The organism is Glutamicibacter sp. FR1 (assembly GCF_047300825.1).
Taxonomy (GTDB): Bacteria; Actinomycetota; Actinomycetes; order Actinomycetales; family Micrococcaceae; genus Glutamicibacter; species Glutamicibacter nicotianae.
In genome coordinates this window covers 298,208-319,395 of the sequence record NZ_CP178602.1, presented here as the reverse complement: position 1 = coordinate 319,395, position 21,188 = coordinate 298,208, and the positions used below count along the sequence as shown (strand labels likewise).

Annotated in this window: 17 protein-coding genes, 1 tRNA gene and 1 other RNA gene; 14 read left to right on the top strand and 5 right to left on the bottom strand. The window is 61.1% G+C overall.

What is annotated here, in order from left to right:
• Positions 1–48 precede the first annotated feature (48 nt).
• The gene (locus ACLQ8T_RS01605; RefSeq protein ID WP_413455479.1) at positions 49–1,089 is read left to right on the top strand and encodes an isopenicillin N synthase family dioxygenase; all 1,041 of its coding nucleotides are present in this window, start codon (positions 49–51) and stop codon (positions 1,087–1,089) included.
• Between the two features lie 104 nt (positions 1,090–1,193).
• On the opposite strand, the gene ACLQ8T_RS01600 is transcribed toward ACLQ8T_RS01605, so the two are convergent.
• Positions 1,194–1,559 (bottom strand): VOC family protein, encoded by a 366-nt coding sequence (locus ACLQ8T_RS01600; RefSeq protein ID WP_413455478.1) that lies wholly within the window; start codon positions 1,557–1,559, stop codon positions 1,194–1,196.
• A 130-nt stretch (positions 1,560–1,689) separates the two neighbouring features.
• Positions 1,690–1,777 (bottom strand) — tRNA-Ser (locus ACLQ8T_RS01595).
• Positions 1,778–1,965: 188 nt separating this feature from the next.
• Here ACLQ8T_RS01595 and ACLQ8T_RS01590 point away from each other — a divergent pair.
• From ACLQ8T_RS01590 to ACLQ8T_RS01545, 10 genes are all read left to right on the top strand, one after another.
• Entirely contained in the window at positions 1,966–3,507 is a 1,542-nt protein-coding gene (locus ACLQ8T_RS01590) for a DUF222 domain-containing protein (RefSeq protein WP_413455477.1), read from the top strand.
• Between the two features lie 92 nt (positions 3,508–3,599).
• Positions 3,600–3,696, top strand: an RNA gene (ffs, locus tag ACLQ8T_RS01585) — signal recognition particle sRNA small type.
• A 28-nt stretch (positions 3,697–3,724) separates the two neighbouring features.
• A complete protein-coding gene (gluQRS, locus tag ACLQ8T_RS01580) occupies positions 3,725–4,642 on the top strand; it encodes a tRNA glutamyl-Q(34) synthetase GluQRS (RefSeq protein ID WP_413455476.1) in 918 nt (305 codons plus the stop codon).
• A 12-nt stretch (positions 4,643–4,654) separates the two neighbouring features.
• Positions 4,655–8,215, top strand: coding sequence for a DNA polymerase III subunit gamma and tau (locus ACLQ8T_RS01575; RefSeq protein ID WP_413455475.1), 3,561 nt, complete (start codon positions 4,655–4,657; stop codon positions 8,213–8,215).
• Between the two features lie 90 nt (positions 8,216–8,305).
• The gene (recR, locus tag ACLQ8T_RS01570; protein WP_413455474.1) at positions 8,306–9,109 is read left to right on the top strand and encodes a recombination mediator RecR; all 804 of its coding nucleotides are present in this window, start codon (positions 8,306–8,308) and stop codon (positions 9,107–9,109) included.
• Between the two features lie 186 nt (positions 9,110–9,295).
• Positions 9,296–10,918 (top strand): MFS transporter, encoded by a 1,623-nt coding sequence (locus ACLQ8T_RS01565; protein WP_413455473.1) that lies wholly within the window; start codon positions 9,296–9,298, stop codon positions 10,916–10,918.
• Between the two features lie 8 nt (positions 10,919–10,926).
• Positions 10,927–11,403, top strand: coding sequence for a MarR family transcriptional regulator (locus ACLQ8T_RS01560; protein ID WP_204720186.1), 477 nt, complete (start codon positions 10,927–10,929; stop codon positions 11,401–11,403).
• A 156-nt stretch (positions 11,404–11,559) separates the two neighbouring features.
• Positions 11,560–11,757: a hypothetical protein gene (locus ACLQ8T_RS01555; RefSeq protein ID WP_413455472.1), complete on the top strand. Its 198-nt coding sequence runs from the start codon at positions 11,560–11,562 to the stop codon at positions 11,755–11,757.
• 20 nt (positions 11,758–11,777) lie between these two features.
• The gene (locus ACLQ8T_RS01550; RefSeq protein ID WP_413455471.1) at positions 11,778–12,329 is read left to right on the top strand and encodes a hypothetical protein; all 552 of its coding nucleotides are present in this window, start codon (positions 11,778–11,780) and stop codon (positions 12,327–12,329) included.
• 181 nt (positions 12,330–12,510) lie between these two features.
• Complete coding sequence (locus ACLQ8T_RS01545; RefSeq protein WP_204720180.1) at positions 12,511–13,797, top strand: aspartate kinase; 1,287 nt, start codon at positions 12,511–12,513, stop codon at positions 13,795–13,797.
• Positions 13,798–13,867: 70 nt separating this feature from the next.
• On the opposite strand, the gene ACLQ8T_RS01540 is transcribed toward ACLQ8T_RS01545, so the two are convergent.
• A complete protein-coding gene (locus ACLQ8T_RS01540; RefSeq protein ID WP_413455470.1) occupies positions 13,868–15,475 on the bottom strand; it encodes an alkaline phosphatase D family protein in 1,608 nt (535 codons plus the stop codon).
• Positions 15,476–15,653: 178 nt separating this feature from the next.
• Between ACLQ8T_RS01540 and ACLQ8T_RS01535 the strand changes: the two genes are divergently transcribed.
• The gene (locus tag ACLQ8T_RS01535) at positions 15,654–16,409 is read left to right on the top strand and encodes a phosphotransferase (protein WP_413455469.1); all 756 of its coding nucleotides are present in this window, start codon (positions 15,654–15,656) and stop codon (positions 16,407–16,409) included.
• A gap of 10 nt (positions 16,410–16,419) precedes the next feature.
• On the opposite strand, the gene ACLQ8T_RS01530 is transcribed toward ACLQ8T_RS01535, so the two are convergent.
• On the bottom strand, positions 16,420–17,091 hold the full coding sequence (locus ACLQ8T_RS01530; RefSeq protein WP_413455468.1) for a response regulator: 672 nt from the start codon (positions 17,089–17,091) through the stop codon (positions 16,420–16,422).
• Positions 17,088–18,794, bottom strand: a complete 1,707-nt coding sequence (locus ACLQ8T_RS01525) for an ATP-binding protein (RefSeq protein ID WP_413455467.1) — start codon at positions 18,792–18,794, stop codon at positions 17,088–17,090. The genes ACLQ8T_RS01530 and ACLQ8T_RS01525 overlap by 4 nt, the downstream gene beginning before the upstream one ends.
• A gap of 174 nt (positions 18,795–18,968) precedes the next feature.
• On the opposite strand from ACLQ8T_RS01525, the gene ACLQ8T_RS01520 reads away from it, so the two are divergent.
• Both ACLQ8T_RS01520 and ACLQ8T_RS01515 read left to right on the top strand, forming a co-directional pair.
• Entirely contained in the window at positions 18,969–20,393 is a 1,425-nt protein-coding gene (locus tag ACLQ8T_RS01520) for a CitMHS family transporter (RefSeq protein WP_413455466.1), read from the top strand.
• Positions 20,374–21,126, top strand: coding sequence for a LytR C-terminal domain-containing protein (locus ACLQ8T_RS01515; RefSeq protein WP_413455465.1), 753 nt, complete (start codon positions 20,374–20,376; stop codon positions 21,124–21,126). Before ACLQ8T_RS01520 ends, ACLQ8T_RS01515 begins: the two co-directional genes overlap by 20 nt.
• Positions 21,127–21,188: the final 62 nt, after the last annotated feature.

Genomic DNA, 21,188 nt, shown 5'->3' with positions numbered 1-21,188 from the left:
CGTAACTTTAGCTAGTAACAATCGCGTCATAAGGTGCACTCTAGGTTTATGAAAAACGTAGTCACCGAGATCCCACTGCTCGATATTTCTACCGCGCGCAATGCTGACGGCTCCTTCAACGAGGAATTCGTAACCGCGCTTCGCGATGCGGCACACCGCGTCGGATTCTTCCAGATCGTCGGCTACGGCGCGTACGCCGGACAGGACCAGGAACTGCTCGATACCATCGCAGAATTCTTCCGCAAGCCGGTCGAGCAGAAGATCAACCTCGATAACCGCAACAGCGCCCAGTTCCGCGGCTACACCCGCATGGGCACGGAAATCACCCGCGGCCGCGCCGACGCCCGCGAGCAGATTGACTACGGACCGGAACGCGAGACGCTGAGCGTCGTTCCCGAGGACAAGCCGTATTTGAACCTACAGGGCCCTAACCAGTTCCCTACAGACTTCCCCCAGCTCGAAGAGCGCGCCATGGCATGGGCTGAACTGATGAACAAGACCGGCCACGAGCTGCTTTCAGCCATCGCCGTAGGCCTGGGTCTGCCCGAAGACCACTTTGACGAGCCATTTGCCGATACCCCGTCATGGATGGGCAAGCTGGTGCACTACGTTTCGGGCGACGTTGTCCCGGAGTCGGGCAACCAGGGCGTTGGACTGCACGCGGACTACGGCTTCGTCACTCTGCTGCTGCAGGACCAGGTTGGAGGCCTGCAGGTGCAGCCCTACGGCCAGGAAGAATGGATCGAGGTGCCGCCTACCCCAGGTGCTCTGGTAGTGAACCTCGGGGAAATGCTTGAAGTGGCCACCAATGGCTACCTGATGGCCACCATCCACCGCGTCATTGCTCCTCCGGCCGGTGTAGACCGCTATTCGGTGCCATTCTTCTACTCTCCTCGCCTGGATGCAGTGATCGACAAAGTCGAGCTGCCCGCCGAGCTGGCTGCCGACGCCCGTGGCATTTCCGATGATCCAGAGAATCCAATGCTGGCTTCCTATGGCGCAAACGTGCTCAAGGGCTGGCTGCGAGCCCACCCGCAGACCGCGGCCATCCACTACCCGGAGCTGGCCAAGGGGCGCAAGAGCGCCTAGGCATCGAGCTCCTGCGGGGATCAGGAGCCCAACTTCGAATCCTGTTGGCGTCGAGCCGGTGAGAAATTGCCGGCCCGGCGCCACAGGTTTTTAAAGCGGCTTACTCATTCGAGGCTTGAAAGCACGCAGAATTCATTTCCCTCAGGATCAGCCATCACGATCCAGCTCTCGTCCTCTTGCTGGCTCACGTCGGCATAGCTGGCCCCCAAGGCAAGGAGACGGTCGACCTCTTCTAGCTGACTGGAGCCTTGAGGACGCAAATCCAGATGGAGGCGATTCTTGATGCTCTTGGCTTCAGGCACTTGAGCGAACGTCAGCTTCAGCCCGTGCTCGCCTTGAGCTTCGGATCCAATGCTGACCAATCCGGCTTCTTCTTTCAGCACCTCGAAGTCCAGTGCTTCGCACCAGAACTTGGCCACCAGCATCGGGGTGGCGCAGTCGACAGCGATTTCGCTCAATACACTTGCCATAGTCATACCTTGTCGAGAGATTGCTGAACAGTTGCCACGGATACTACCCCTCAGATTCTGGCAATGCCGGCAAGCTAAAAAAAATAATGTCTCGGGACATCGTTCGTACGATGTCCCGAGACATTAAAATTGGCGGAGGATAGGGGATTTGAACCCCTGAGGGCGTTAACCCAACACGCGTTCCAGGCGTGCGCCATAGGCCGCTAGGCGAATCCTCCTCAGTTTGCTCCGAGGAGCAGGATCCAGCATATCTAAATTCTCGCTCAATCACGAATCGAGCACTGCCCCGACGATTCCCGGCGCATCTCCAGGGTGCCAAACCCCAGAAATTCGGTGGTTTTTCACCTTTTCACCACCTCGGTTCTTTCTTTGAAAACCGCAGTTTGAACAGATCAATACTGTAAGCATGAGTAAAAGAGAGGCATTTCACAGGGAAGATGATCCTCGGCGGCTGCCCATTAGCCCTCCGGGGACAAGGTACATCCCCGGAATTGACGGGCTTTGGGCAGCGAATCTGGATAAGGACAATCTCTTTACCCAGATTGCCGCCACCGCCACACGACTTTACGAGCAGCCACCGGTCTCAAGTTCCGCCCAAGGGCTGGAACGACTGAAGGCCATTGCACGGTTGCACAGCATGCTCGATGCTGCCGAGGCAGCAATATTGGCCGATAGCTACGAATATTTGGTTGCCGAGACAGTCAGCCAGGGGTCCCAAGAATCTCTGCTGGGTGATCCTGAGGACATTGAAGAGCCAGTTGAAGATCAATCCGCATGTTTCTACGGTGTCAATCGTTCCGATGAATCACTGATCCGTTCATCTTTTGTCGCCGAGGCAGCGGTGGCCCTGCGATCCTCAGAAAGGAAAGTCCAGGACAAATTATTCTTTGCCGAAGGACTGCGCCACCTTTGCCCAGATATCCTGGACGCGCTGAGCGTCGGCGAGATCACGACTAGATCCGCGCAAGAGATCGTCAAGCACTCCCAAGATCTTGCACCCGAGGATGTGCAGCTAATGCAGCAAACCTTGCTGCCGATAGCTCGGCAGGCCACCGACTGCGCAGTTGCCCAACGCGCTCGGAAAATGCATGAACGCCTGCACCCCAAGCCGATCGAAGAACGCCACAAGAAAAGTGCAGAGGACCGCAAGGTCATCTATTGGCACGAGGCCAATGGCATGAGCGTCATCCAACTCCACCTGCCAGCAGAAAAAGCATTGGCCATCATCAATACCGTCAATTGGCATGCAGTACGCAACGCTGATCCAGATGATCACCGGACCGAACAGCAACGACGGCTGGATATTATTTGCGATGCCTTGCTCGATGGCTGGCCGGCAACCGAAGGGACCCCGCTGAAAGCCCGTGTCGCTGTCACGATTCCTGCCTTGGAAATGCTCGCTGATCCTAAACGCGCATTGGCGGATCTCGAAGGCTACGGACCCATCCCCGTGGGGACGGCACTGCTGATTGCCAAGGATGCACCGTCTTTCATCAAGGTGCTCACCGATCCCTGGTCCGGGGCGGCCATAGACGTCGGCCGCGAAAAGTACCGTCCGTCGAAGGCACTGCGTGATCTGCTGCGGAGCCGGGATGTGGTTTGCAGATTCCCAGGATGCAATCGGCCAGCCGAATCAGCTGAGATAGACCATATCGAGGCATGGGCCAAGGGCGGGCATACCACCCGGAGCAACACTCATCTATTGTGCAAGCGGCATCAGATGTTCAAGCATGTGCTGGGGTGGCAGGCGACATACCTTCCGGACGGTTCGGTGAACTGGCGCTCCCCCAACGGCATGATCTGCGTCGAGCTTCCCGGCAGCGTCACCAGCGTGCAGAACTTCGATTTCGAGAAAGAGCAAACGCCCATGCTGCCAACCATCGAACTCAATGACCGTGTTCGCCGCGTGCTTGGCTGGCTAGAACCGCCTGAAGAAAGCACCGCCTGAGAACTAACAGCAATCCTGCTCAGGATTGGCCAGTTGAGATCAAGCGCACGCCTTCCGATTTTATCCAAGCGCCAACCTCAGGTAGTATTTTGGGTGACCCCTCGTGTGGTGTCATCCTGTTGAACTCCCCCAGGACCGGAAGGTAGCAAGGGTAGATGGGCTCTGGCAGGTGCATGAGGGGTCTTTTACTTTCTTACGCAAGCCGAATGGAGTCCACGTGGGCGCTGGCCGTTTCGCCCCTAGCCCTTCGGGGCCGCTCCATCTTGGCAATTTGCGCACGGCAATTCTCGCCTGGCTTTTCGCCCGCTCCACGCAACGCGAATTCCTATTGCGCATTGAGGACCTGGACCGTGTTCGTTCCGGCGCCGAAGCCACCCAGATTGCCGAGCTAGCGTCCTTAGGCATTGACTTCGACGGTGACATGCTCCGCCAGTCCGACCGCCTTCCGATATATCTTGAAGCCGTTGAGCGGCTCAAAGCGCGCGGTCTGGTCTACGAATGCTACTGCTCGCGCAAGGATATTGCCGAAGCCGGAAGCGCTCCGCATGCTGCGCCCGGTGCCTACCCGGGAACCTGCCGCAATCTGAGCGCCAGCGAGCGCTCGGCCAAAGCGCAGAACCGTCCGGCCGCCTTGCGCCTGCGTTCAGAAGTGAACGAATTTTCTGTTCACGATGAACTATTCGGCGACTACACCGGCGCGGTTGATGATTTTGTCCTGGTGCGCAACGACGGCGCACCAGCCTACAATCTTGCGGTTGTCGTCGATGATGATTTCTCAGGCATCGACCAGGTCGTACGCGGAGATGATTTACTCTCTTCTGCGCCACGTCAGGCCTACCTGGCAACGCTTCTGGGCCACGCAATCCCATCCTATGCACACGTCCCGCTTGCACTGAATGCCAAGGGACAGCGCCTGGCCAAGCGCGATGGCGCGGTAACACTCGAAGAGATCACCGAACAAGGTGTGCATCCAGCCAACGTTGTGGCGGTTTTGCTAGAGTCATTGGGCTTGCCCAGCACAAATTTGCAGGCAGCCTTGGAAGCTTTCGATCCGGCGAATCTGCCACGCGAGCCGTGGATCGTCGAACCAGAGAATATTGTCCAACAGCTGATGCTCAGAGCATCAGGCAACTGATAGGGAACCGGTGTGAGTACAGCGCTTTATCGCAGATATCGTCCCGATACGTTTGGCGACGTCATCGGGCAGGAGCACGTTACTGCGCCCTTGATGACGGCTCTGGAGAAGAACCGCGTCAACCATGCGTACTTGTTCTCCGGCCCGCGCGGCTGTGGCAAGACGACCTCTGCCCGCATCCTTGCCCGTTGCCTGAACTGCGAGCAGGGTCCGACTCCGGTTCCTTGCGGCACCTGCCCAAGCTGCGTGGACCTGGCCAATGGCGGACCAGGTTCGCTGGACGTCATCGAGATCGATGCGGCCAGCCATGGTGGCGTCGATGATGCCCGCGACCTGCGCGAGCGCGCAACGTTCGCGCCTACCCGCGACCGCTACAAGATCTTCATCATCGATGAGGCCCATATGGTCACCGCGGCAGGCTTCAACGCCCTGCTGAAGATCGTTGAAGAACCACCGGCGCATATCAAGTTCATCTTCGCGACGACCGAGCCGGAAAAGGTCATTGGCACCATCCGCTCGCGTACCCACCACTACCCATTCCGCCTGGTTCCACCCGAGGCGCTGCTGGCGTACCTGCAGGTGCTCTGCGAACGCGAAAGCGTCGCGGTAGCCGAAGGCGTACTGCCACTGGTGATCCGTGCTGGCGGCGGTTCGGTTCGCGATACCCTCTCGGTGCTGGATCAGCTGATCGCTGGCGCCCGCGATGGCAACCTTGACTACGAGACCGCGGTTGCGCTGCTGGGCTATACCCACTCGACGCTGCTCGACGAGGTCACCTTGTCATTGCACGAATCCGATGGCGCCGGGCTGTTCGGTGCGATCGACCGCATCATCCAGACCGGTCTGGACCCTCGGCGCTTCGTTGAAGATGTGCTAGAGCGCTTCCGCGATCTGATCATTGCCAAGGCGATGCCCGAAGGCCTTGAGAAGATCTTGCGCGGCGTGCCAGAAGACCAGCTCGAAGCCCTGCACTTGCAGGCGGGCCTGGTCGGCGCAGGCGAACTGTCGCGATGGGCCGATGTCACCAACAAGGCTCTGAGCGAGATGACCGGCGCTACCTCGCCTCGGCTGCACTTGGAATTGCTGGCGGCGCGCTTGATGCTGCCAGGCTCGCAGAACTCCGACAGCTCGTTCGCCGCGCGACTGGATCGCCTGGAGCGCCATGCGATGACCGGTGGAGCACTGCCTGCGCTTAATGAAGACGATGCCGCGGGTGCCGCACCCTCAACGAATGCTGCCCCGAATCCTGGCGCCGCGCGTCAGGGCGCTGCCGCAGTACGCGAGGCCTTGGCCGCTGCCAAGTCCCGTCGCGGAGGGGCCCCGGAACCGGCTGAAGAGCAGGCACCACAGGTCCAGTCGGCTCATGCTCAGCCGCAGGAGCAGGATTCCCCTGCTCCAACACCGATGCAGCAGCCTGCGCAGCACACAGAACCAGTTCAGGCTCAGCGCACCGAGCAGCCGCAGCAGGCTTCAAGGCCGGTTCCTGCCCCACAGGAAGCGCAGCCGCAGCAGACCATGCCGTCGCAGCCACAGCCACAGTCACAGCCGGCTGATGATGACCCAAATGCCCCGCTGGATCCTGGTGCGGCAGCTTCCCTGAACACCGGTGAAGCCGCTGACTGGGGCGCAACTTGGGGGCCAAAGGGCGAAAACCGCTCGGTGACTACCGAGGTGCAACCTGGTCCGAGCATTCCGGCAGCCCGTCCGGAAGGCGTGGCACCATTCAGCTTGGTTCCTGATCCGTCCAGCGGTGAAGATTTGTCCTTCGGCACCGGTGTTTCCATCGATGACGTGAAGCAGAATCCTGCCATGGCCGAATTCGCACGTCGAGCTGCCGCCAACCGCGCAGCCCAAGCACCGCAGCCTGCCCAGCCGCAGCACTCGCAACAAGCGCCGGAGGCCAGCCAGACTGGCACGGATGCCCAGCGCAACACTGCCCATCCGACGCAGGAACAAGCCCAGCGCGAGCAGGATGAACGCGAAGCACAACAGCGTGCTACGCAAGAACAAGCACAACGCGAGCAAGCAGAACGCGAAGCACAACAGCGCGCCGCACAAGAACAAGCACAACGCGAGCAAGCAGAACGCGAAGCACAACAGCGCGCCGCACAAGAACAAGCACAACGCGAGCAAGCACAACAGCAACAACGGCCGCAGTCTCCCCAGCAGCCTCAGCACGGCGCGCCCGGCGGAACCCCGCAGGGCCAGCAGCCAGCATCACAGGGCGCCGGCTCGCCGGTGGCGATGTTTCAGCAGGCCTGGCCTACGATCCTGCAGCAGTTGCAGGGCAGTTCGCGTGTCCTGCATTCCATGGTCGCCACCTATGGCTCCGTGGCAGGCTTCGATGGCCGTACCCTTACCTTGGCGTTCAGCAACACTGGCCCCATCGTGAATCTGCGCAACCGGCCCGACATGATGAATATATTGACCGGAGTCCTCTCCCAGGTCGCAGGTTCACCAATCGAAGTGGTCCTGACCGAAGGCGGATCCAACCCCAATGGTGGTGGTTCCCCAAAAGGTGAGCGCCGGCCAATCCCGGCGCCAACCCCAGCACCAACTAAGTTCACCAAGGCTGTAAGTTCTGCTGGGGCTGCTGCGCGCGCCGCAGCACGGGCCCAAGCTGCCGCTCCGGCACCGCAGCAGCGTCCTGCCTCGGCGGTGCAGAGCTCGGCACCAGCCGCACCTGCACCACGCGCCCATGACGGGTACGCCAGCTCCTACGATGACGTTCCGCCACCCGCGGAAGAGCCGTATTTCGACGAGCCGCCGCTCTCGGATGACCCGTACTATTCGCCGGATGGCCCCGCCCCGGCGGCACCGCAGGTTCAGCCGCAGCAGCAGTCCCCGGCCCCGGCTTCCCAGCCAGAGCCGGTGGCGCCCGCCCCGGCAACCAGTGCGCCACGCAGTTTCGACGGGCCTCCGGTAGCCCCCAAGCCCCGGATGACTGCCGGCATGGCAGCGCGCCAGGCCGAAGGCGGATTTCCGAATATTGCGCGCCCGGTGTCTTCGACTCCGTTGCACCCGGACAGCACCACCGATTCCTTCGAGAATCTGGCGGTTGCTGCACCAGAGCAGCCGGCTCCGCAAGCTCCAGAGCGATCGGTTCCGGAGCCTGCGCCCGCCCCTGCACAGCCTCAGGTTCGCCCACGCGAGCAGGAGCAGCCCCGCCCGGAGCCGGTTGCACCGGCGCCTTCGCCAGCAGCCCCGGCACCCGCTCCGGAGACGGCACCGCGCTGGGGTGCTCCGCAGGCGGATCCTGAACCAGCCCCCGCTGCATCGGCACCGGCAAGCACGGGCCGCATGAGCCGGTACCAGCAGCTGATGAACCAGGCGAAGAACGCACCAAGCGCGCCAGCGCCTGCCCAGTCGGCACGCGGCTGGGGCGGCCCGGCATCGGCTCCCGATCCTGCCCCGGTGCAGGATCCGGAGGAGTTCGTCCCCAGCGACGATGACATCGAGGTCGAGGACTCTGCACTGATCGGCGTTCCAGCCGTGGAGCGCCTGCTTGGCGGGATGGTCATCGAGCAGCGCGACGTGAACGGGAATGTAGTGGAAATCAAACGCAGCTTGTAGCCGGCACCACGGCGAGCTGTCGGAGTGAGACACTAAGGTGTACCACGGAACAATTTCAAGGTAGTGAAGCAAGCTAGAAAGTAGGCGCACGTGTACGAAGGTGCTGTACAGGAATTGATCGACGAGCTCGGTCGCTTGCCTGGCATCGGCCCGAAGTCGGCTCAGCGCATTGCTTTCCACATTCTCGATGCCGATGCCGAGGACATGACCCGGCTCGCCGCCTCGATCCAGCTGGTCAAGGACAAGGTGAAATTCTGCGAGATCTGCTTCAACATCTCGGAGCAGGACACCTGCGCCATTTGCCGCGATGAGCGCCGCGATGGCACCATGATCTGCATCGTGGAGGAGTCCAAGGACGTCCTGGCCATTGAACGTACCCGGGCGTTCTCCGGCAAGTACCACGTGCTCGGCGGTTCTATCAATCCGCTGGCAGGGATTGGCCCGGAACAGCTGCACATCCGTGAGCTGGTAACCCGCTTGGCCGATGACTCGATCACCGAGCTGATCCTGGCCACCGACCCGAATCTCGAAGGCGAAGCCACCGCCGTGTACCTGGTGCGCGCGCTGGCTCCCCTGGGCATCCGCATTACCCGTCTGGCTTCCGGCCTGCCGGTGGGCGGCGATCTGGAATACGCCGATGAAGTGACCTTGGCCCGCGCCTTCGAAGGACGCCGGGCTGCCGGTCGCACCGCACCCGGCCCGGCCCGGCTCAAGGCAGAGAAGCAGGAATCCGAGCAGGAAGCACCGCAGGCAGAAGCTGGGGATGCCGCAGAAAAGCCGAAGGCGCAGCTTTCCGAGCCGCGCCTGCTGCGCGTTGCCAGCGACACGGGCGACACCGGCGACGCGCCGTCGCATCCAGTTGTTCCCGAGATGGACAGCCGCCGCAGCCACTAATTCCCGCAGTTTTTGAACGCCCTGCATTCGACCGGTTTACCGGCATGAGTGCAGGGCATTTTTCTATTCCTGCAGCGCGATGTGCGGCGAAACACGCTTAGTTGATAAAGATCAACTATCGTCGTATAGTTGACATCAATCAACCATTCAGGCTTTCCACGCCTGACCCTATTTTTTGGAGCTTTCATGACCGCAACCGCACCGGTCGCCAAGCCCAAGATGACTCACCGCGAAATCCTCACTGCCCTCACGGGCATTTTGATGGGCATGTTCGTCTCCATCTTGGCCAACACCGTTGTTTCCAGCTCGCTGCCGCTGATCGTTTCGGATCTCAACGGCAGCCAGACCTCCTACACCTGGGTCGTCACCGCCACGCTGCTGGCGACCACCATCGCCACCCCAATCTGGGGCAAGCTCGCCGACCTCGGCAACCGCAAGCTGCTGCTGCAGATCTCGCTATCCATCTTCGTCCTGGCCTCGGCCGCGGCGGGCTTCTCGCAGGACACCAGCTTCCTGATCGCCATGCGCGTGGTCCAGGGACTGGCCGGCGGTGGCGTTGGCGCCCTGGCACAGATTGTCATGGCCGACTTCCTCTCCCCTCGCGAACGCGGCAAGTACATGGGCCTGTTCGGCGCTGTGATGGCCGTTGCCACCGTGGGCGGCCCGTTGATCGGCGGCTTCGTTACCGACGCCATCAACTGGCGCTGGAACTTCTTCATCGCTTTGCCTTTCGCCATCGCTGCGGTCATCCTGATCCAGCGCACCTTGCATCTGCCCGCCATTGCCAAGCGCAAGGTCAAGATCGACTACTGGGGCATCGTCCTGCTTTCCGCCGGCGTCTCGCTGCTGCTGATCTGGATGTCGCTGGGCGGCTCCCAGTTCGAGTGGGCCTCGGCGACCAGCTACATGATGATCGCCGGTGCGGTAGTCCTGCTGGCATTGTTCATCCTGGTTGAGACCAAGGCCTCGGAGCCGTTGCTGAGCCTGGGCCTGTTCAAGAACCGCACCTTCACCTTCGCTGTCATCGCCTCGTTGGCCATTGGTGTTTCGATGTTCGGCACCTCGGTGTTCCTCAGCCAGTACATGATCATGGCCCGCGGCGCGAGCGCGACCATGGCCGGCCTGATGACCTTCCCGCTGATGGGCGGCTTGCTGGTCATCTCCACCATCGGCGGTGCGGTGATCTCGCGCACCGGCAAGTGGAAGGCGCTGGTCGTCACCGGTTCTGTGCTGGTTGTCATCGGCTTGTTCCTGCTGGGAACCATCCACTACGACACCAACTATGCGCTGGTCGCTGCCTACATGTTCATCCTCGGCGCCGGCATGGGCCTGGTCATGCAGAACATGGTGCTGGTGGTGCAGAACTCGGTCCACGTCAAGGAACTGGGCGTAGCTTCCTCGGCCGTGAACTTCTTCCGCACCCTCGGCGGAACTGCAGGTACCGCGGGACTGGGCGCCGTACTGGCGACTACCGTGCCGAGCATGATCGCCGACCGCCAGTCCGATTTGGCCGCCGCCCTGGCCTCCCTGGGCGACCAGGCCAAGGAACTGACCGCGGCTCTGGGATCCGGAAACCTGCCTTCGGTGGCAGCGATGCCTGAACCGGTCCGCGTGATCTTCGAGTCCATCTACGGCAATGCAGTGCCTTCGCTGTTCGCCATTGCCGCTCCGCTGTCGCTGATTGTCGTCGTGGCTGTCTGCCTGATCCCCAACCAGTCACTGAAGACCCAGACCGCAAGCGAGCGCATGCAGGATCTGGACGCTGAGGACAACGGTGCAGGCAAGGCAGAAGAGCCAGCTGGCAGCTAGGAGATCCAGTGCAGGTTCCTAGCAAAGCTGGCGACGCCCCGGTGGCAGAACGCCCCGATCTGTCCGCAAGTGCCGAACAAGAGCTGTTCTCGCTGATCGCGCTGACGGCGCGGGCCAAGCGGGAACTGGCCACCCGGCTCGAAAGCCGTCTCACCCCGGGCCACCTTCCGGTTCTGGGCATGATTCTGCGCAGCCAGCGCATCACCCAGTCCGAAATCTGCGAAAGGCTGCTGGTTGACAAAGCCTCGCTGTCGCGCATGATCACGAAGCTGGAACAACTGGAATTGGTCAAGCGTGAAGTCGATCCGGAAGACCGTCGGGTGTCCCACCTCCTGCCTACCGATCTTGCGGAAGAACGGTGGCATGAAACCTTCCAAGGATGGCGCACGGAACTGCGCGCGCGGATGACCGGTTGGGACGACGAGGATCTGTCGAAACTCATCGATCTACTCAGTCGCTTGAACTTGGAAATCCAGTCCCTGTAGTTCGCTTCGCCCTCTGGCCGGTCTTCTCGGAAATACCGAGAAGACCGGCCAGAGAAGCTTATACTCCCTTGCTTGCAGGGGCATTCCTCCGCGCTGAAGTGTGCAGCAGCCATCCTGTCGTTTCGGGTTGCTACGTTCATGCACATGAGCGAATCCTTGAGCAGAGCAGAGAAAATCGAAGACCACACCGGTTCAAGCATGGGCGAATGGGCAGGCATGATGGACGCCGCCGGCCTGCGCGACTTGAAGCAGAGCGAACAGGTGCAGATGCTGCTTCCACTGATGAAGGACCGTGATGAAAGCCAGAGGCTTCTCTGGGCCCGGCGCATTGCCTCCGAGTACCGGCAGCTCTAAGCGGGTCGTAGACTGAGCTCATGGCAATCAAAAGCAGCAACACGTCAGCCATCGCCAATGCCACCGGCATCGAGTGGGACCAGTGGTGCGCCAAACTGCGTGCCGGCGGAGCCGACGAGATGACGCATAAGGAGATGGCCGAACTGGCCATCACCGGCATTCCCGCAGCAGTCGAAAATCCAGAATGGTGGGCCCAATCCGTCGCGGTGGCCTATGAGCAGCACATCGGAAGGCGCGTACCTGGCCAAGCCCAGGACGGCACCTTCCAGGGCTCGGTCAGCAGCACCATCGATGCCGATTTGGATACGGCACTGGAGCGCTGGGTCGCCTGCGTGAAAGACCGCAAGGAATTCAACGGGAACGAACTATCCGAACCTGCACGCACCAGCGGTTCCGAGCGCTGGCGCTACTGGCGGGCGGACTTCAGCGATGGCACCAAGGCACAGGTAGACATTGGGCTCAAGGGAGAAAAATCCTCGGTAGCCATAAACATCACTAAGGCTGAAACACCTGAGCAGGTGTCTGAATGGAAGAGCTTTTGGCGACAAATTTTGGCTGAATTCAAGGGATAGCCAGCGCTTTTCGACAACTCACACTGGGGTTTCTAGGCAATATGACCAATGGTTACCGCCCCAACTAGGACATGGCACCTCGTAGCTGTCACAATATTTATCTGGTAGATGCCTCACGCCAAAGTTCTATCAGCAACCACCGGCGGCGAGGCACAGCTTTCAACAGGTGGAGTGAGTGCCCATGGGCCTAATTGTTCAAAAATTTGGCGGTTCTTCCGTTTCAGATGCCGACGGCATCAAGCGTGTAGCGCGCCGAATTATTGATACCAAGTCCAAGGGCCATGACGTCGTCGTCGTTGTTTCCGCAATGGGCGACACCACCGATGACCTGCTGGATCTGGCAGGCCAGCTCACCGATGATGCACCTGCCCGCGAAATGGACATGCTGCTCTCCGCCGGTGAACGCATCTCGATGTCGCTGCTGGCAATGGCCATCAACCAGTTCGGCGAGCAGGCCGCATCATTCACCGGCTCGCAGGCAGGCCTGATCACCGATTCAACCCACGGCAAGGCCCGCATCATGGAGGTCTCCCCGCAGCGGGTGCGCCGGGCCATCGACCGCGGATTCGTTGCCATCGTCGCTGGATTCCAGGGCATGAGCAAGGAATCCAAGAACATCACCACCATGGGCCGTGGCGGCTCGGACACCACTGCCGTGGCACTGGCCGCGGCTCTGGGCGCCGATGTCTGCGAGATCTACACCGATGTGGACGGCGTCTACACCGCCGACCCACGCGTGGTCTCCTCGGCAAAGAAGATCGAGAAGATCACCAGCGAGGAAATGCTGGAAATGGCCGCCAGCGGCTCGAAGATCTTGCACCTGCGCTGCGTTGAATACGCCCGCCGCTTCGGCGTGCCGCTGCACGTGCGCTCCTCATTCAGCACCAACGAGGGCACCTGGGTGCTCCCGGATCCCGAAGACAAAATCAAAATTCAAGAGGGAGAACCCTTGGAACAGCCAATCATCTCAGGTGTCGCCCACGACCACTCCGAAGCCAAGGTCACCATCATTGGCGTACCTGACATTCCGGGCAAGGCCGCACAGATTTTCGGTGTGATCGCCGCTGCGCAAGCCAATATCGACATGATTGTGCAGAACATCTCGACCCGCGGCTCTGGTGCCACCGATATCTCCTTCACCCTGCCGATGACCGAAACCAAGCATGTGCTCGAAGCGCTGAACACCGCAAAGCCGGAAATCGGCTTCGAGGATATCGAGCACAATGACGAGGTAGGCAAGCTCTCGCTGATCGGTGCAGGCATGCGCTCGAACCCAGGCGTGTCCTTCACCTTCTTCGAAGCGCTGCACCGCGCAGGCGTGAACGTGGACATGATCTCGACCTCCGAAATCCGCATCTCGGTGGTCACCGATGCCGACAAGCTCAATGACGCAGTACGCGCAATCCACACCGCATTCGACCTCGATACCGATGTGGAAGCCACCGTCTACGGCGGCACCGGACGCTAAGCGCTGATTAGCCAAGCGAAGAACGCCTGCGAAACAATTCCTGTTTCGCAGGCGTTCTTCATTTTGGTTTCTATTTGGCCGGTTCCAGCGTCTTGGTGTAGACGATGTCGCCCAGCCCATTGCGCAGCGTGACGGTGAACAGGTCCTGCTCGTCAAGATCGACGTGGCCGAAGAACTGGCCCTTGCCATCGCGCGGCGACTGGTTCGTGGTGCCTGCGAGCGAGAAGTCCACACGCGGCCCGAAAGTGCCGTCCATCTGGTTCGGCCCGAAGGAACCGGCATTCACTGGCCCGGCCACGAATTCCCAGAACTCATTGAACTCGCGGAATGCCGCGCGTTCGGGCGAGTAGTGGTGGGCTGCGCAGTAGTGGACATCGGCAGTCAGGAAAACGACGTTCTTGATGCCGCGGTCCTTGATCGCCTTGAGCAACCGGGCCAATTCCAGCTCGCGGCCCAGCGGTGCCCCGTGGTCAGCGTTGGAAATTGATTCCTGGGCTTTGCCATCTGGAACGATGATGCCCAGCGGAAGGTCATTGAGAATGACCTTCCAGGTGGCCTTGGAATTGGCCAGGGAATCCACCAGCCAATTCAGCTGTTCTTCGCCGAGAATGGATGTGGACTTCACTTCCATTCCAGCGGTGTTCTCCGACTTGTAGCTGCGCATGTCCAACGCGAACAGGTCAAGCGCAGGGCCGCGGGAGATCTTGCGGTAAATTCGAGCCGCCTCGAAACCAGTGCCTGAGCGCATGGCGCGCGGGTCGGCGATGGGCTGGTATTCCTGCCAGGCCTGGCGTCCGCGAGCTGCCAAGGTATTGACATCGCGCACGGTGTAGCGCTCATCTTCGATGATTTCGCCGGGCCACCAGTTGTTGTGGGTCTCGTGGTCATCCCACTGGGCAATCACCGGAACTTCGGAATACATGGCCCGCACGTTGCGGTCCATCAGGTTGTAGCGGTGCCGTCCGCGGTACTCGTCCAAGGTTTCGGCCACCTTGGAGACTTCCTCGGTGACCAGGTTGCGCCAGATCTGGCCATCAGGTTCCACGACCTCTGCGGCGATCGGGCCATCGGCGTAGATGGTGTCGCCGCTGTGCACAAAGAAATCCGGCTTGGTCGCATGCATGGCCGCGTAGGCGCGCATGCCGCCGATCTCTTCATTGATGCCCCAGCCCTGGCCAGCGGTGTCGCCGGACCAGACGAAGCTTTGGGCTCGGGAGGCGTCATGATTACGGCGACCGGTCAGTACAGGTGCGGTGCTGAACCAGCCATCCTGCGTCTCGCCAAGGGTTCCGTTGTCGTCCTCAAAACCGATGGTGACTGCGAAGCGGGTTCCGGCAGGCAGATGCTGGGCATTGATCTTTGCGGTGAAGTCGGTGGCCTCGCGGGCGTAGGCGCCGCGCAGAGTCCTGGCGAATGATCCACGGCCACGGATGATTTCTCCGGTCTCGTCTACCGCGCGCAGTTGAGCACGCAAGCGGCCTTCGCCCGAGCTGCGGGCCCAGAGCACGGCATTGCTGGTGGAGACATCACCCATGGAAAACCCGCTGGTCAGGCCAAGTCGGGAACGCACGAGGCGGGGGCTGCCGGAAGCCAGCGCTGCTCCCGTCGGCCCGACCAAGGTCAGGGCGCTGGCACCGAGAGCACCGGTGAGCAATTTGCGACGCGAAATATCAGTCATGCGCCTCAGTGTTCACGACTTGATCAGCCGTTTCCTTGAGACAAGATGAACACAAGAAGAAATTAATTCCTGGCAATCCAATGGCTGTGCACGAGCGAGCGCGCCTGCGCGAATTTGCAAGCCGCTTGGCGTTCCTCCCGCCTGCCACCGGAACGCCAATTGCTGGCAGACTTGGACAATGAGTTCAACGCGAGTGATTTCTGGCCCGCCCTCGGCGGATCATCCTGTTCCCCCAGCGGTGCGCGCAGCAGCTGGTCCTGCAGAAATCGAGGGTATCTGGCAAAATGCGCTTGGCGGAGTCACCTACCGCATCGGCTCGGGCGAACAGATACGCTTCGCCAAGTGGTCACCGGGATGCCCTCCGGAAGCGGAAGGCGATCTGAGGGCTGAAGCCCAGCGCATGAAATGGGCAGGTAAATTCATTCGAGTCCCAGAAGTGCTCTCCTGCGAAGAACAGGCTGACGGCCAGCTGCTCATCACCGCCGCATTGCACGGGCACAGCGCAGCCAGCAGCCTGGGCAAAAGCGACCCTGCGCGTTCAGCCCAAGCTGTCGGCCACGGACTGCGGCAAATGCACGATGCCTTGCCCATTGGAGCATGCCCTTTCGACTGGGATCTGGAATCCCGTATTCAGCATCTGCCAGCCGATCAGCAGGCCGAGTTTCTCGACAACGCCCCGGAACTGGATCTTGTGGTGTGCCATGGCGATGCGTGCCTGCCAAACACGATCATCACCGACGACCATGAATTCAGCGCGCATGTGGATTTGGGCATGCTGGGACTCGCAGACCGCTGGGCAGATCTGGCCATTGCCGCGTGGAGCACCGAGTGGAACTACGGGCCTGGTTTCGAACAGTACGTCTACGCGGGCTACGGCATCGAACCGGATGAGCGGAAGATCTCTTTCTATCGCCGGGTCTGGGACGCCACCTAGGGTGCCTTCGCTAACGTGCCACGTATCGGTGTTCAGGTCGGCCACGGGTTCCGTATCCAAGCTGGAGCTCCAGGGATTCGTTGGCCACCAGCGCCGCCAAATAGCGTTGCGCTGTCGCACGGGCAACCCCCACCGCTTCTGCAACCTCGGCAACGCTCATCGGTTCGGCCGCTTCCTTCACGCAGGAAAGCACTGCATGCTCGGTCGGGGCGGCGGCCACTGACGCACTGGATTCCTCGCCGCCTTGGAGCGACCGGTACAACCGGTCCACGCCCTGCTGGTTGAACTCCGCGGTCCCGGCCAATTGGCGGCGGTAGCGCGCCCAGCCTTTGAGCTTGGAAGCCAGGGTCTTGGCATCGAAAGGCTTGATGATGAAGGCCAGCGCGCCTGAGCGCAGCGCCTTGTCGATGTTCTTCGGCTCAATCGCCGCGGAGATCATGATCGCATCGACATCGAGTTCTCTCAGCAGCTCGATTCCGCTCACATGCGGCAGGTAGAGGTCCAGCAGGACCAAATCGGGTTTCAGGCTCTGCACCAGTTTGGGGACCACGCGCGGATCCTGCACAGGTTCCAAAGCCTGGAACCCGGGGATGGCATTGACCATTTCCGCATGCAGCTCGCCGACCCGGAAATCGTCATCAACGATCAGCACCCGAAAATGTCCGCTGCTGTTCTCGCTCAAAGTTGCGCTCCTTCACTGTAGTGGTTGACTGAACTGGCCGGCTCAACCAGAACCGCCGGCAATCGTGCTGCAAAAACTGCACCGGATCCATCTGTTCCGCGGTCGGCGATCCAGACATCCCCGCTGCGGGCTTGGGCCAGCCGCTTGATCAGCGGCAGCCCTACGCCTTGACCATGCTCATTGCCCAGGTGGGATCCGGTGCTGACGTCCCGTGCGAAGATATCCTCGTCAGTGGTGATGCCGGGTCCTGAATCGGCCACGGCAATGTGCAAGGTGCTCCCCTCCGACAGCAGGTCTATCTCCACCCAGGGTTCTGCGTCCGTGCGAAGAGCCGCAGTGAAGGCGTTGTCCAGCAGATTGCCCAGGACTGCAGTGGCATCCTGGGCGTCGTGGGCCGAGGCAATATGGCCGAAGATCATGGATTGCCCAGACACCCGCAGTTCGATGCCCAGCTCGTGGGCGCGCACGGCCTTCACCGAGATGAACGCCGCGAGGTAGGCATCCTGGATAGCCTCCAGCCCGGGGACCTGGGCGATCTTCGGCCCGGCTTCCATCACCTCGCGCAGGTAGTCTTCGGCCTGTTCAATCTTGCCCAGGTTTATCAGGCCGAGAACCGCATGCATGCGGTTGGCGAATTCATGGCGCTGCGCGCGCAGGGCATCTGCCATGTCCTGGACCGCGTCGAGCTTGGTTCCCAGCGCTTCGAGCGTGGTGACATCATGCAGCAGCACGACCAGCCCGAGATCCACTCCGTCACGGTCGACCTTGGTCACGCGGGCAATGAGCGAGTTGCCATTCGCTCCGAAACGGACAGGTGCCGGGTCGCATTCCTTGATCGCCTTGACCAGCCGGTGGTCCAAGCCAGCGGATTCGAAGTGGCGGCCCACCACATCTTCCAATTCGGTGCGGTGCGGCAGCCCCAGCAACTGCCTGGCGGCCTTGTTGCGCACGGTAATCCGCTTGTCTGCGCCAATGCCCATGACGCCTTCGGTGACACCGTAGAGCACTGCCTGCTGATCCCTGACCAGCTGGGCAATTTCGGCCGGTTCCAGCCCCAGCGTCTGGCGTTTCAAGCGTCGAACGGTCACCCGCCCGGCAAATACCGCCAGGGCCGCGGAGAGCGCCGCGAACAAGACAATCCAGGCGAAGGATCCGAGCAGTGCCCCGGTCAAGGAGTCAGTGGTCACGCCCACGGAAACCTCGCCGACAACGGCACCAGCGCTGCTGTAGACCGGGACCTTGGCGCGAACCGATTCCCCCAGGGTTCCGTGTTCCCGGGAAACATCTTCGATGCCCTTCAAAGCGACCGGGTCGGTGGAGACCATCTTGCCCAGTTCCTCGGGGTTCGGATGGCTCAGGCGCAGTCCGCGGTCTTCGGTGATCACTACGAAATAGGCTTGCTCCTGCTCGATGACGGCATCAGCAAGACGTTGCAGATCGCCGTCGGCGAGTGCCTGCGGATCCAGCTTGTCCTGCTGGGCGTAGCGTGAAACCCGCTCGACGACTTCCGGCAGCACCGCAACGGTGCGGGCGATGGTCAGCGAAGTGTCCTCCGCTTTCGAATACACCCGGTTATAGCTGGCGAAAAGCGTTCCTGCGGTAACCAGGACAATCAAGACGCCTACGACAAGGAATTGCAGTCGCATGATGCGGGAGGCGAAATGCCGGGTGCCGGCGCCAGAACGGAACATGCCACCCAGCATAAACCCATCCTCGCACGCTCATGATTTTAATGAGCAAAAAGACGGCAAAGAACATAACCGTTCAACAATAAGCACAAGACGCGCAAAGTGAGCACCGCCACGTACCTTGGATTAGTGCCTCGCCCGGCTTGCGGGGCCAAAGGATTCACTCACACTGAAATGGAGGTCGGGTCAATGCTTGTTGCACTCGGATTCCTCATGGTCGCCACCTTCATGGTGCTGATCATGACAAAGCGCATGACGCCCTTGCTGGCATTGATTCTGGTACCGACCATCTTCGGCCTGTTCACCGGTGCCGGATTCGGCCTGGGCGATATGGTCATGGACGCAGTCAAGGACATGTCCGGCACCGCTGCCCTGCTGATGTTCGCGATCATGTATTTCGGCATCATGATCGATGTCGGATTGTTCGACCGCCTGGTCTCCGGCATCCAGAAACTGGTTGGCAACGACCCGGCCAAGGTCGTCATGGGCACCGCGCTGCTCACCGCGGTCATCTCGCTGGATGGCGATGGATCGACCACCTTCATCGTGGTCACCGCCGCCATGCTGCCGATCTACCAGCGCCTGGGCATGAGCCCAGTGGTCCTGACCTGTGTGGCCGGCCTGACCAACGGCACCCTGAACATCGTTCCGTGGGGCGGCCCAACGGCCCGCGCCGCCGCGGCGCTGGGTGTGGACGCTTCGGAAATCTTCGTGCCGATGCTGCCTTCGCTGGGCATTGCCCTGATCGTCATTGCCCTGTTCGCATGGCAGATGGGTGTTTCCGAGCGCCGCCGCCTGCAGCGCGAGCGTCCGGAAATCTGGGGCACCGAGCTCGGTGGCGGCAACGTTGCCACCCCGACCGGAGGAAAGACCCCGGGCGGCACCTCCCCTGCCGGTGGCAACCTGGCAGTTCTGGAATCCGTGGCCCGCAAGGGCGATGGCACCGAATTCTCCACCATGGACGGCACCGTGCTGGATCCGGATCGCGAGACCCTGCGCCCCAAGGTGTTCTACTTCAACCTTGCGTTGACCGTCGCCATCATGGTGCTGCTGGTCGTCGATGTCATGCCGCTGCCATACCTGTTCATGGTGGGTACCGCGATCGCGCTGATTGCCAACTTCCCGAAGGTCTCCGACCAGGTGAAGATGATTGCCTCGCACTCCAGCGAAATCATTGCAGTGGTCTCCATGGTGCTCGCTGCGGCAGTGCTCACCGGCGTGCTCTCCGGCACCGGCATGGTTGATGCCATGAGCCAGTGGCTGGTGGATGTCATTCCTTCCTCCATGGGCCCCTACATGGCGGTGCTGACCGGCCTGATCTCGATTCCTGCCACCTTCCTGATGAGCAACGACGCCTTCTACTTCGGTGTCTTGCCAGTTCTCGCTGAAGCCGGCGCGCACTTCGGTGTTCCAGCGGTGGATATGGCTCGTGCCTCCATCACCGGTCAGCCAGTGCACATGCAGTCTCCGCTCGTTCCAGCCATCCTGCTGCTGGTGTCGCTCTCTCGTGTGGACTTGGGCGATCACCACAAGAAGGTGCTGTGGCGCGCGTTGGTGGTCTCCTTGGTCATGCTTGCTTCAGGCATGCTCCTCGGTGTCATCCACATGGGCTAATGCCCCAAGGACCGATGGTCCGTCGTCAGCCTGGCTCCGCGCCACCCGGATTTATCGACTCGGGCAGCGCGGAGCCCGGTGTTTAAGCTGGGCCCATCACTTTGAGCCGGACACCCATGGCGGCTCGCCGGAAACCGCCACCACCTCTTCGATGACCGTCGACCCGCAGCTCAGTTCGCTGCAGGACCTTGGGCCACTGGCAGCAAGGATCAAAGAGGTCCCCACTGACAAGATCGTCTTCATGACCATGCCGAACCAGCCCGCGCCATCAAACGCCAACCGGCTGGTCCCGGCCCCTGACGCAACCCTCATCTTCGAACGCATCAAGCAAGGCATCCCAGTTAATCCCGATTCCGATTCCGCGACCGGAACATCTGCTGCTGAGCAATCCGCCAACCGGAAGCTGCCTCTGAGCATCGTCAACGGCGCGCACGTGAGCGGTCTTGCCGGACAGTTCGCGAACGACGCCACGAAGCAGGGCTACACGGTCATCTCGATAGCAACCGCCGCGACTTTGCAGGCGCAGTCCAAGCTGCTGATTCCGGACACCGATGACACCAGGAGAACGGCCGCTGCTTTCGCAAAAGCAATGAATCTCGATATCAAGGCCTCGGTCGCCGAGGTCGAAAGCATCGAATTAATCCTGGGCCAGGACTACCAGGCTCTGAAGCGGCCCGAGAAGAAGCCCATCCAGCTGGACAGCCGCAACGCCGACCAGGATCGTTGCGGCTAGCCCGGCGCCAAGGCGGGCAACGTCGGGAATCCCGGCTGCTTTCGTCTGTCCAAGCTCTACAT

Excerpts from the sequence above, each read along its gene's own strand:
- ACLQ8T_RS01525 (WP_413455467.1), bottom strand. The coding sequence starts at position 18,794 with ATGCTGGGTGGCATGTTCCGTTCTGGCGCCGGCACCCGGCATTTCGCC.
- ACLQ8T_RS01590 (WP_413455477.1), top strand. The coding sequence starts at position 1,966 with ATGAGTAAAAGAGAGGCATTTCACAGGGAAGATGATCCTCGGCGGCTG.
- ACLQ8T_RS01540 (WP_413455470.1), bottom strand. The coding sequence starts at position 15,475 with ATGACTGATATTTCGCGTCGCAAATTGCTCACCGGTGCTCTCGGTGCC.
- ACLQ8T_RS01605 (WP_413455479.1), top strand. The coding sequence starts at position 49 with ATGAAAAACGTAGTCACCGAGATCCCACTGCTCGATATTTCTACCGCG.
- ACLQ8T_RS01600 (WP_413455478.1), bottom strand. The coding sequence starts at position 1,559 with ATGGCAAGTGTATTGAGCGAAATCGCTGTCGACTGCGCCACCCCGATG.
- ACLQ8T_RS01550 (WP_413455471.1), top strand. The coding sequence starts at position 11,778 with ATGGCAATCAAAAGCAGCAACACGTCAGCCATCGCCAATGCCACCGGC.
- ACLQ8T_RS01535 (WP_413455469.1), top strand. The coding sequence starts at position 15,654 with ATGAGTTCAACGCGAGTGATTTCTGGCCCGCCCTCGGCGGATCATCCT.
- ACLQ8T_RS01520 (WP_413455466.1), top strand. The coding sequence starts at position 18,969 with ATGCTTGTTGCACTCGGATTCCTCATGGTCGCCACCTTCATGGTGCTG.
- ACLQ8T_RS01565 (WP_413455473.1), top strand. The coding sequence starts at position 9,296 with ATGACCGCAACCGCACCGGTCGCCAAGCCCAAGATGACTCACCGCGAA.
- ACLQ8T_RS01545 (WP_204720180.1), top strand. The coding sequence starts at position 12,511 with ATGGGCCTAATTGTTCAAAAATTTGGCGGTTCTTCCGTTTCAGATGCC.